Raw genomic sequence first — 10,907 nt, forward strand, 5'->3', positions numbered from 1 at the left:
GGTTGGGGTAGGGGCCTCCGGAGTCGCCGGAGGCCGCACATCAAGATCGTGACGGAGCGGGACGCAGCGCGGGTCCCCTCTCCCGTGCGGGAGAGGGACAGGGTGAGGGATCAGGTCTTTCCGGAGAGGGCGCACCCCTCACCCCAACCCTTTCCCGCTCGGGAGAGGGGGACTGTCGCGGATCCCGCCCATCCCGTGAACCGGCCGCGTTCCGCTCGGCACCCGCCCCTGAAGCGAGGGGCGGGAGACGCGTTCAGACAGACGGATCCGACCCATGGACGACCACAGCCCCCGCGACGCCGACACGCCGGTCCCGACCGCGACCGCCACCCCGGTCAAGCGCGTCTACGAAACCCCGCCGACCGAGCGGCCGATCACCGACGCCGAGGCGGCCCGGGCGGCCAACCTCGCGGCCAACGAGCATATCAAGATCGCCAGCGGCTATCTCCGCGGCGGCCTGGCCGACGGCCTCCTCAAGCACGCCACCGGGGCGATCTCGGAGGATGACGGGCAGCTCGTGAAGTTCCACGGGATGTACCTGCAGGACGACCGCGACCTGCGCCCGGAGCGGACCAAGAAGAAGCTCGACAAGGCCTACAGCTTCATGATCCGCCTGCGCATCGCCGGCGGCGTGATCAGCCCGAAGCAGTGGCTGGTCCTCGACGACATCGCCCGCACCTACGCCGGTGGGGCCCTGCGGGCGACCACGCGCCAGACCTTCCAGTACCACGGCGTGATCAAGTCGAACCTCAAGCGCACGATGGCGGCGATCGACGGCGCGCTCCTCGACACGATCGCGGCCTGCGGCGACGTCAACCGCAACGTCATGGCGGCGACCAACCCGGCCCAGACCGGCGCCCACAAGGCCGCCTATCAGCTCGCCAAGGACATCTCCGACTCGCTGCTGCCGAAGACCAGCGCCTGGCGGGAGATCTGGCTCGACGGCGAGCGCGTGGTCGGCGGCGAGGACGAGGCGACCGAGGTCGAGCCGGTCTACGGCCGGACCTACCTGCCGCGGAAGTTCAAGACCGTGGTGGCGGTGCCGCCCTCCAACGAGGTCGACATCTTCGCCCACGATCTCGGCTTCATCGCGATCCTCGACAAGAAGAACCGGGTCACCGGCTGGAACGTCACGGTGGGCGGCGGCATGGGCATGACCCACGGCGAGCCCGACACCTTCCCGCGCACCGCCGACGTGATGGGCTTCGTGGCCCCGGAGGACGCCATCAGGGTCGCCGAGGCCGTGATGACGGTCCAGCGCGACTGGGGCAATCGCAAGAACCGCAAGAACGCCCGCCTGAAGTACACGATCGAGCGCTACGGGCTCGACGCCTTCCGGGCGGAGGTGGAGGCGCGGATCGGCAAGAGGCTCGGCGCGCCGAAGCCCTTCGCGTTCACCGGCAACGGCGACCGCTTCGGCTGGACCGAGGGCGACGACGGCCGGCACCACCTCACGCTCTACGTCCCCTCCGGGCGGATCAAGGACATCGACGGCGGCGCGCAGTTCCTCACGGGTCTGCGCCGGATCGCCGAGGTGCATGAGGGCGATTTCCGCCTCACCGCCAACCAGAACGTGATCATCGCCAACGTTCCGGCGGAGCAGCGCGCCGCGATCGAGGCGCTGGTCGACGCGCACGGGCTCACCAAGGGTGCGGGGGCGCTCCGGCGCAACTCCATCGCCTGCGTGGCCCTGCCGACCTGCGGCCTCGCGCTCGCCGAGAGCGAGCGGTACCTGCCGGACCTGATGACCGAGCTGGAGGCGAGCCTGGCCTCCCACGGCCTCGCCGAGGAGGAGATCACGATCCGCTCCACCGGCTGCCCGAACGGCTGCGCCCGGCCGTTCATCGCCGAGATCGGCCTCGTGGGCCGCGGCCCCGAGCGCTACCATCTCTATCTCGGCGCCGCCTTCGACGGCTCGCGCCTGGGCAAGCTCTACAAGGAGGACGTGGCGGCCTCGGAAATCCGCGACACCCTCGACCCGCTGTTCGCCGACTTCGCCAACGGCCGCGAGCCCGGCGAGCATTTCGGCGACTACCTGATCCGGGCCGGGCACGTCGCCCGGACGATCAACGGTCCCGACTTCCACGACCGGACCGGGGCGCTCAAGCCGGCCCTGCGGGGCTGAGGCGTCCTGCGCGGCCGGCGCGTTTCGCCGACCGCGCAGGAACCGATGGCGAGAGCCGCGCCCGACCGCGCTGCAATCGTGCACGGCTCCAAGCCTCTGTTTCAACGGACTCTCGCGCGCTGAGTCGGTATCCACTTCAGCGGAGAGCGCTCCGGGCTCCGGATCGACGTTTTCTGCTTGCGCAGCTTTCCCGCGAGGATTCCGAACTGCACGATCTTTAGATTTTCAAATTATTCCAATGTGATATTGTGGCCCCTAGGTCACGTCCGGTGAATTCCAGACGAATTCGCGCGGCCCTGCGCACCCGATCGTTGAAAAGTGAACGGCACTATCCTCAAGAGTCCTTGCGCCCGAGTCGCACTGATCTTCTTGAGAGTCATTATAAACTATGCCATCCGGTCGCGAATACACTTTCTACAGAAATTCTCACCCACGTACGCCTCGTCTATCTTTCAGCAGAGCGCTGGTTTCGACGCTTTTCGCGCTTTCGACAACTGTTTCGCACGCGGCGAATGACGATATCTCTGGCGACGTCGTCCTGTCGGAGCTGAGCGTGACCGGCACCGGTCCGGCGGTCGAACGGGCGGACAGCCCGGTCATCGGCTACCGGGCGACGCGCTCGGCCACCGCCACGCGGACCGACACACCGGTCCGCGACTCGCCGCAATCGATCAACATCGTGCCGCGTACGGTGATCACCGATCAGCAGGACCTGCGCCTGACCGATGCGATCACCAACGTCAGCAACGTGACGCCCAGCAGCACGGTCCAGGGCCGGTCGCAGAACTACGTCATCCGCGGCTTCGCCACCCAGCTCTTCGCGGTCGACGGCGTGCTGACGAACCCCGCGATCAACTTCTATCCGGTCGAGCGCGACCTCGCGAACGCCGAACGCGTGGAGGTGATCAAGGGACCGGCATCGGTGCTCTTCGGCCGGGGAGATCCGGGCGGCCTCGTCAACATCGTCACCCGCCGGCCGACAGTGGAACCGACCGTCGATGCCAGCCTCCAGGGCGGCAGCTTCGGGTTCCGGCGCTTCCAGGGCTCGGTCTCGAGCGCGCTCCCGGACATCGACGGGCTCGCCGCCCGCCTCAGCTTCGCCGCGCAGGAGGATCCGACCTTCCGCAACTTCGGCGACAACACCAACCGGCGGGTCTTCGTCGCTCCGGCCGTGAACTGGACGCCGAGCGCGGACACGCGCGTCTACATCAATTCGGAATTCACCAATCAGCACAGCCAGTACGACGAAGGGCTCGTGGCTTTCCGTGGTCGCGTGCCGCTGGACAACATCCGCCGGTACTACGGCGAGCCGTTCTCGCGCTACTACGGCGAATTCAACGCCATCACGATGCGGGCCGAGCACGACGTCAGCGAGAACCTGACGCTGCGGCAGGTCGTCAGCGGCCAATGGGGCGTCTTCAATCAGTTCGTGGCCCGGGCCAACGGCATCAACAATGCCGGCACCCTGGTGACGCGCCGTGATCAAACGGTCGATTCCCGGTTCGCCGCCGTGGATACTCAGACCGAGGCCGTGCTGAAATTCGAGACGCTCGGCCTGTCGCACACCGTCCTCGCGGGCTTCGAGTACAGCAACGGCTTCCGGCACCCCTATTCCCAGCAGGGCAGCCTCGCCGCCGTCAGCTTCAGCAACCCGGTCTTCGGCGCGCTCCCCGGCGCCCTCGGGTTCCAAGCCGACCTGAAGCAGAGGCTGGAGCTGTTCGGATTCTATCTGCAGGACCAGATCGCCCTGACGCCCGAGCTTCAGCTCGTGCTCGGAGCCCGGTTCGATCTTGGCACCCAATACTATTTCAACCGCGTGCCCGGATCGAAGACCCAGCCGCCCGAGCAGCAATTGTTCGGCGCCTCCCCGCGCGTCGGCCTGATCTACCGGCCGTTCGAGCCGCTGACTCTCTATGCGAGCTACGCCACCTCCTTCGCGCCGCAGACGGCGAACCTGCTCAACGTCGCAAATCCGCCGCCGGAGACGAGCGAGCAGGTCGAAATCGGGGCCCGCATCGACATCAACCCGGACCTGACCCTGAGCGCCGCCGCCTTCCGGATCACCCGGGACAACGTCGCGGGCAACGATCCGGTCAACACCGGCTACTCGGTCATCACCGGCCAACAGCGTTCGGAGGGGGTCGAGGCCGACTTGGCCGGCGCGATCCTGCCGGGCTGGAAGGTCATCGGGGGCGTCGGCTATCTCGACGCGCAGATGACCAAGGACCGGATCTTCCCTGTCGGCAACCGGCTCGTCGGCGTGCCGGCCTTCAGCGGCAGCGTGTGGACGACCTACGACTTTCTAGAGGGGCCGCTCCGCGGCCTGGGTCTCGGCATCGGCGTCACCCATGTAGGGTCGCGCACCGGCGACCTCAACAACAGCTACCGGGTCGGGGCGTACAACCGCGTCGATGCCGCCGTGTACTACGATTTCGACGCGCATTGGCGCCTGTCGGTCAACATGCGCAACCTGACGAACGCGCGCTACATCGAACAGCCGACCTCGCAATTCATCAACACGCCTGGTGCACCGTTCTCGGTGCTGGCGACGATCACGGCGCGGTTGTGAGCCACACGGTCGGGCCTTGCGCGATTGTCGGACCTCGCACGATCGGCCAGGGCTCTGCCCTGGCGACACGTCAAAGGGTGTAGTCCCAGCCGTTTCAAGGTGTTGGGCAGAGATCCGATGCCATCGCGTGATCTGGTTCCGCGCCGTCCCTCTCCCGGGCGCATGCAGCGCAAGCGGAATGCGACCCGGGATCCAGCACGGGACGTCGCGAAGCGTCGATGTGAATCAACCGGAACCGCTTCGCGGCGCTTTGTGTGCTGGGTCCCGGATCAGGTTCCGCTTCGCTCCACCTGTCCGGGACAGGGGGCGCGCGTCATGGCCCGGGGGCGCTGATCGCGCGCCACGGGCTCGGCTAGACACCTTGAAAGGGTCGGGCGTAGCCCTTTTTGGCATCCGACGACGTCGGTCCCGGACAGGCATGGTCGGGGTGGATCGCGCGGCGCCTCAGGAGGGCGCGCGCACCGTCTCCTCGATCCGAACGCCGCGGAACGCTCTCAGGGATTGGCCGCGCGCAGGGTCGCCGGCCCGGCCTCAGGCCCCGCCGGCCTGCGCCGGGCTGCCGCGCGGCGGCGCAGGACGTAGAGCGTCAGGCCGGTGGCCGCGAAGCCCGGCATGGCGAGGGCCGCGAGGCAGAACAGCAGGGCGAACAGGTCGCCGAAGAAGCGGCCGCGGTGGACCTCCAGGATATTCTCCATGATCCGCCGGCCCAGCGGCGTGTCGGCGGCGCGCTCGGCGCCCAGCAGCGCGCCGGTGGCGGCATCGTAGCGGGCCTCGTTGCGGGCGCCCGGGCCGTCGACGCCCTTCGGCAGCCAGCGGATCCGGATCGCCGTCGCGTCGAGGTCCGGCAGGGTCAGGGTCGCGACACCGGCCTCGCGCCCCTCGCCGGTCCGGAACGCCGCCCAGGCGCGATCGACGGCCGCCGGCCCGGATGCGTCGGCGGGCGCCTCGCGGGCGGCCTTGCGGCCGGCACGGGCGGGCTTCGCCGCGGCGCCGTCGCCGACCAGCAGCCACGTGGCGCCATCCTTGAACGACGGGTAGGACCACGTCAGCCCCGTGAGCGCGATGACGAGGTAGACCGGCGCGAGCCAGGTTCCGGCCACCGCGTGGAGCGACCACCAGCGCGGCCGCCCCGGGCGGGACAGGCTCGGCTTCAGCCAGATCCGCCAGCGGTGGACCCTGGGCCAGCGCAGGTAGAGGCCGGTTCCCAGGAACGCCAGGAGCGCCAGCATGCAGGCGCCCGTGATGGTGCGGCCCCAGCCCCTGGAACCGCCGGGGATCAGGAGCCAGCGGTGCAGGTCCCGCACGGTCGCGAACGCCGCCTCCAGCCGCACCGGGCCGAGCAGGGCGCCATCGTAGGGATCGGCGTAGACGGAGGGCGGCCGCTCGCGGGTCGCGGGGTCGCGGGCGAAGCGGACGTGGATGCTCGCAGCGGGGTCGTCCGACAGGGTCAGGGCGCTCACCCTGCGGCCGCCGGCCTGGGCGTCGATCCGTGCCGCGAGGGCGGCGGGCGGAAGCGCCGACCGGTCGCCGACCGTCACCGCCAGCCGGTCGCGGTTGGCGGCGGCCGTGATCGCCTCCTCGTAGCTCATCAGCGCCCCGGTCAGGCCCATCAGGGCCAGGACGAGGCCGGCCGTGAGGCCCAGCACCCAGTGCAGGCGGAAGAGCACGGTCCGAAGGCGGGGAATCGGCAGCGGCATGGCGATTCCCGCTGCCTAGCAGAGTCCGGCCAAGGTGACGATGCCGCGCGGCGCATGCCCCCCGCGCGGACGCCCGGAGCCTCAGGTGATCGGCGCCGGATTGAACAGCGTCAGGTCGTTGAACAGCCCCCACCGGTCCGACCACGGCCGCTTGCGGCCGCTCGCCACATCGAGGATCAGGTGGAACAGCTCCCAGCCGACCGCCTCGATCGTCGCGTCGCCGGTGGCGATACGCCCGGCATCGAGGTCGATCAGGTCGGACCAGCGCTCGGCGAGTTCCGTGCGGGTGGCGACCTTGATCACCGGGGCCTGAGCGAGGCCGTAGGGCGTGCCGCGGCCGGTGGAGAACACCTGCAGGGTGATGCCCGAGGCGAGCTGGAGCGTGCCGCAGACGAAGTCGCTGGCCGGGGTCGCGGCGAAGATCAGGCCCTTCTCGCGCACGCGCTCGCCGGGGGCGAGCACCCCCGAGATCGCGCTGGTGCCGGACTTGGCGACCGAGCCCAGGGCCTTCTCGACGATGTTGTTGAGGCCGCCCTTCTTGTTGCCCGGGGAGGGATTGGCCCGGCGGTCGGCCTCGCCCTTGGCGAGGTAGGCGTCGTACCACGCCATCTCGCGGATCAGCGCCACGGCGACCTCCGGGGTCTTGGCGCGCGGCGTCAGGAGGTGGATCGCGTCGCGCACCTCCGTCACTTCCGAGAACAGCACGGTGGCGCCGCAGCGGACCAGCAGATCGGCCGCGAAGCCGAGCGCCGGGTTGGCGGTGACGCCCGAGAAGGCGTCGCTGCCGCCGCATTGCAGGCCGACCACGAGGTCGGAGGCCGGGCAGGGCTCCCGGGTCCGCCGGTTCAGCACCGCCAGGCGCGCCTCCGCCATGGCCAGGATGCTGTCGAGCATCGCCGAGAAGCCCCGGTGGCGCTCGTCCTGCAGGCGGACCACGCCGTCGCCGGCCGCGCCGTTGTCGGGCAACAGGCGCTCGGAGACGAGCTTCTCGCAGCCGAGTCCCACGACCATCACTTCGCCGCCGAAATTCGGGTTCTGCGCGAGGCTCTGGAGCGTCCGGATCGGCACCACCGCCTCGGGGGCGTTGATGGCGACGCCGCAGCCGTAAGCGTGGGTCAGGCCGACCACGTCGTCGACGTTGGGGTAGCGCGGCAGCAGCTCCTGCTTGATCCTGCGGATCGCCACGTCGAGGGTGCCGGCGACGCATTGCACGCTGATCGAGATCGCCAGGATGTTCTTGGTGCCCACCGACCCGTCGGGGTTGCGGTAGCCTTCGAAGGTGTAGCCCTCGAGCGGGGGCAGGGGGGCCGGCACCCGGGTGGCCAGCTCAAGGGCGTCGAGGGCGGGGGCGACCGGCGTCGTGACCCGCGACTCCTCCACCCAGGCGCCCCGGGGGATCGCCTGCGTGGCGATGCCCACGACCTCGCCGTAGCGGCGCACCGCGCCGCCCTCCGGGATGTCGGAGAGGGCGACCTTGTGGCCCTGCGGCACGAACTCGACGAGTTCCAGCCCGTCCGGGAACACCGTGCCGGCCGGCAGCCCGAAGGCGTTGACCACGATCGCGACGTTGTCGATCTCGCTCAGGCGGATCGTGCGCGGCACGTCGCCGGCACCTTGAGGACGGGTCGGGGCTTCGATCTCGGCCTGCATCGCCAATCCCCTCAGCTCGCAGTCCGAAAACGCCCGGCCAGCGCCTCGGCGTTGCGGGCGAGCAGACCGAGATCCGAGCCCACGGCGGTGAACCGGGTGCCGGCCGCGATGTAGCGCTTGGCCAGCTCCTCGCTCGGGGTCAGGATGCCGGCGGACTTGCCGGCCTTCACGATCCGGCCGACGGCCTCCTCGATGGTGCGCACCACCTCCGGATGGCCCTGCTGGCCGAGATAGCCGAGGCTGGTCGAGAGATCGCCGGGCCCGATGAAGACGCCGTCCACGCCCTCCACGGCGGCGATCGCGTCCAGATTGTCCAGGGCGCGGCGCGACTCGACCTGCACGATCACGCAGATCTCGGCCTCGCACCGGGTGTGGTACTCCGGGATCCGGCCGAACCGGGCGGCCCGGGGCGCCTGCGAGAAGCCGCGGATGCCCCGGGGGGCGTAGCGCGTCGCCGCCACGATCCGCTCGGCCTGCGCGGCATCGTCGACATTGGGGATCATCAGCGACTGCGCGCCGGCATCCAGGATGCGCTTGATGGTGATGGGGTCGTCGCTCGGCACCCGCACCACGGGGTGGGTGGCGTTCTCCATCATCGCCTGAAGCTGAACATAGATGTCCCGGAGGTCGTTGGCCGAGTGCTCCATGTCGAGGAGCAGCCAGTCGAACCCGGCTCCGGCGACGATCTCGGTTGAGATCGGGCTGGCGAGGCTGCACCACAGACCGATCTGCTGCCGGCCCTCCGCGAGGGCCGTCTTGAAGCGATTGGTGAGGCTGTCCATCGCGGTTCCTCCCTGGGTTGTTATCTCGCGCATAGGGGCAGTCTTCCGCCGCCGCGTCAAAGCCAAAGCGTGGATCGATCGATACCGTCCCGGCATCGGTCAGGCCGGCGGCATCGCGGCGAGGACCGAGACCAGCCGCGCGATCAGCGGCTCGTCCGCGTCCCGGCGCCACGCCAGGACCAGCTCGGCCGGGCGCGGCTCCGGCAGAACCAGGGGGCGGAACACGACGCCGTCGAGGCGCAGGTGCTCGGCCCCCGCCGGCACCAGGGCGATCCCCAGCGCCGTGCGGACGAGGGCCAGGATCGAGTGGATCTGCGCCAGCTGCTGCACGATCCGCGGGCGAATTCCGGCCTCGGCGAAGAGGCCCTGGACGAGGTCGTGGAAATACCGGGCCTCGTTCGGCGCATAGGCGATCAGGGGTTCGCCGCCGAGATCGCCGGGCGCGAGGGCGTCCCGGGCCGCGAGGGGGTTCTCCGCCGGCAGCGCCACCACCAGCGGTTCGGCCAGGGCCCGGACGGCGAGGAGGTCCGGGTGCGTCACCGGCGGCCGTACCAGAGCGGCGTCGAGGCGGCCGGCGAGCAGCTCCTCGATCTGGTCCTTGGTCACCATCTCGCGCAGGGCGAGCGTCACCTCGGGCAGCGCCCGCCGCAGGGCCGCGACGAGGCGGGGCAGGCAATCGTACGCCGAAGCCGCCGTGAAGCCGAGCTTCAGGACGCCCGCGCGTCCCGCCGCCACCTGGCGGGTCAGATACGTGGCGGACTCGGCCAGCCGCAGGATGCGCTGCGCTTCCGGCAGGAAGCTGCGTCCGGCCGCGGTCAGGCGGACCGAACGGCTGGTGCGCTCCAGCAGCTGCACGTCGAGCACCCGCTCCAGCACCTGGATCTGCCGCGACAGGGGCGGCTGCGTCATGTTCAGCCGGGCGGCCGCGCGCCCGAAATGCAGCTCCTCCGCCACGGCGGCGAAGCACCGGAGCTGGCTGAAATCGAACATGGCGTCTCCCCCTGCGCGTCGCGACGCGCAGGGGCAGCATAAGGCCTCGGCGCCGATCGGTCGCTCGGCCGATCGCGGTCTTCGCTCCCGCCGGATCGGCGAACCGGTCCTCCGGTTCCGAAGGGCTCGCGGCCCTTCTGCGGGGTCCGGGGTGGGGCGCGTCCTTAGGGCGTCAGCGCGTGGCCGGCATAGTCGATCTTGCCGTCGGGGCCTTTCGTCCAGACGTGCATGACGTAGTCGAGCCGGGTGATGTCGCCCTTCTTGTCGTAGGCGATCGGGCCGACCACGGTGTCGATGGCCTCACCCCGGTGCAACCAGTCGGCGAGCGCCCTGCCGTCGCTGGAGCCGGTCTCGGCCATCGCCTTGGCGAGCACCTGCACCGCCGCGTAGGCGTAGAGGGTGAAGGCCTCGGGGTCGATTCCCTTGGCGTTCAACGCGGCCACCGCCGCCTTGGCGTCGGGGTTCCTGCGCGGGTCGGCCGGAAAGGTCATCAGCGTGCCCTCGGCGGCCGGACCGGCGATCTGCGCGAATTCCTTGTCGGCCACGGCATCGCCACCGGCCACGATCGCCTTGAGGCCCTGGTCGTGCATCTGCCGCAGGATCAGCCCGGCCTCGGTGTGGTAGCCGCCGTAATAGACGAGATCGACATTGGCCGATTTGAGCTTGGACACGAGCGCCGAGTAGTCCTTCTCGCCCGGGTTGATGCCCTCGACCAGCACCGCCGCGCCGCCCTTGGCCTTGAACGCCTTCAGGGTCTCGTCGGCCAGGCCCTTGCCGTAGGGGGTCACGTCTGGCGGTCCGTCCGGGAGGTGCTTGTCGTTCATGCCGTGATCGGCCGTCATCACCAGGGCGCAGCCCGCCGCGTCGAGTTCGCCGACGTAGCGGTCGAACATGGCGTAGAAGGCGACGGCGACCGTTGAGCCCGGACCGGCCTTGTGCTGCACGTCGTCGGTAGTCGACACGTACATCACATCCGGTTTGAACGTCCGCAACAGCTGGACGGCCGCGGCGAAGACGAACTCGGACACGTCGGCGGAGTAAACCTCTCGCAGCGCGAGGCCGACGAATCCCAGCACGTCGCCGCGTCCGTTCTC

The 10,907-nt window shown here is 69.9% G+C and carries 7 protein-coding genes; 2 read left to right on the forward strand and 5 right to left on the reverse strand.

Going from position 1 to position 10,907, the window contains the following annotated elements:
• Window positions 1–274: 274 nt before the first annotated feature.
• Both MKL01_RS06145 and MKL01_RS06150 read left to right on the forward strand, forming a co-directional pair.
• Window positions 275–2,125: an NADPH-dependent assimilatory sulfite reductase hemoprotein subunit gene (locus tag MKL01_RS06145; protein ID WP_243904335.1), complete on the forward strand. Its 1,851-nt coding sequence runs from the start codon at window positions 275–277 to the stop codon at window positions 2,123–2,125.
• 553 nt (window positions 2,126–2,678) lie between these two features.
• Window positions 2,679–4,694, forward strand: coding sequence for a TonB-dependent siderophore receptor (locus MKL01_RS06150; protein ID WP_409566206.1), 2,016 nt, complete (start codon window positions 2,679–2,681; stop codon window positions 4,692–4,694).
• Between the two features lie 494 nt (window positions 4,695–5,188).
• Here MKL01_RS06150 and MKL01_RS06155 read toward each other — a convergent pair whose 3' ends face one another.
• The 5 genes from MKL01_RS06155 to MKL01_RS06175 all read right to left on the reverse strand — a co-directional run.
• Window positions 5,189–6,391: a PepSY-associated TM helix domain-containing protein gene (locus MKL01_RS06155; protein WP_243904337.1), complete on the reverse strand. Its 1,203-nt coding sequence runs from the start codon at window positions 6,389–6,391 to the stop codon at window positions 5,189–5,191.
• Between the two features lie 81 nt (window positions 6,392–6,472).
• Complete coding sequence (gene garD / locus MKL01_RS06160; RefSeq protein ID WP_243904338.1) at window positions 6,473–8,041, reverse strand: galactarate dehydratase; 1,569 nt, start codon at window positions 8,039–8,041, stop codon at window positions 6,473–6,475.
• Window positions 8,042–8,052: 11 nt separating this feature from the next.
• The gene (locus MKL01_RS06165) at window positions 8,053–8,823 is read right to left on the reverse strand and encodes an HpcH/HpaI aldolase family protein (protein ID WP_243904339.1); all 771 of its coding nucleotides are present in this window, start codon (window positions 8,821–8,823) and stop codon (window positions 8,053–8,055) included.
• Window positions 8,824–8,922: 99 nt separating this feature from the next.
• Window positions 8,923–9,813 carry a LysR family transcriptional regulator gene (locus tag MKL01_RS06170; RefSeq protein ID WP_243904340.1) on the reverse strand — a complete coding sequence of 297 codons (891 nt, stop codon included), beginning with the start codon at window positions 9,811–9,813 and terminating at the stop codon, window positions 8,923–8,925.
• A 164-nt stretch (window positions 9,814–9,977) separates the two neighbouring features.
• Window positions 9,978–10,907 (reverse strand): ABC transporter substrate-binding protein (locus MKL01_RS06175; protein WP_243904341.1); only part of this gene is annotated, 930 nt, incomplete at its 5' end.

It is taken from the genome of Methylobacterium sp. J-070 (assembly GCF_022829385.1).
Lineage (GTDB): Bacteria > Pseudomonadota > Alphaproteobacteria > Rhizobiales > Beijerinckiaceae > Methylobacterium.

Excerpts from the sequence above, each read along its gene's own strand:
- MKL01_RS06145 (WP_243904335.1), top strand. The coding sequence starts at position 275 with ATGGACGACCACAGCCCCCGCGACGCCGACACGCCGGTCCCGACCGCG.
- MKL01_RS06155 (WP_243904337.1), bottom strand. The coding sequence starts at position 6,391 with ATGCCGCTGCCGATTCCCCGCCTTCGGACCGTGCTCTTCCGCCTGCAC.
- garD (WP_243904338.1), bottom strand. The coding sequence starts at position 8,041 with ATGCAGGCCGAGATCGAAGCCCCGACCCGTCCTCAAGGTGCCGGCGAC.
- MKL01_RS06165 (WP_243904339.1), bottom strand. The coding sequence starts at position 8,823 with ATGGACAGCCTCACCAATCGCTTCAAGACGGCCCTCGCGGAGGGCCGG.
- MKL01_RS06170 (WP_243904340.1), bottom strand. The coding sequence starts at position 9,813 with ATGTTCGATTTCAGCCAGCTCCGGTGCTTCGCCGCCGTGGCGGAGGAG.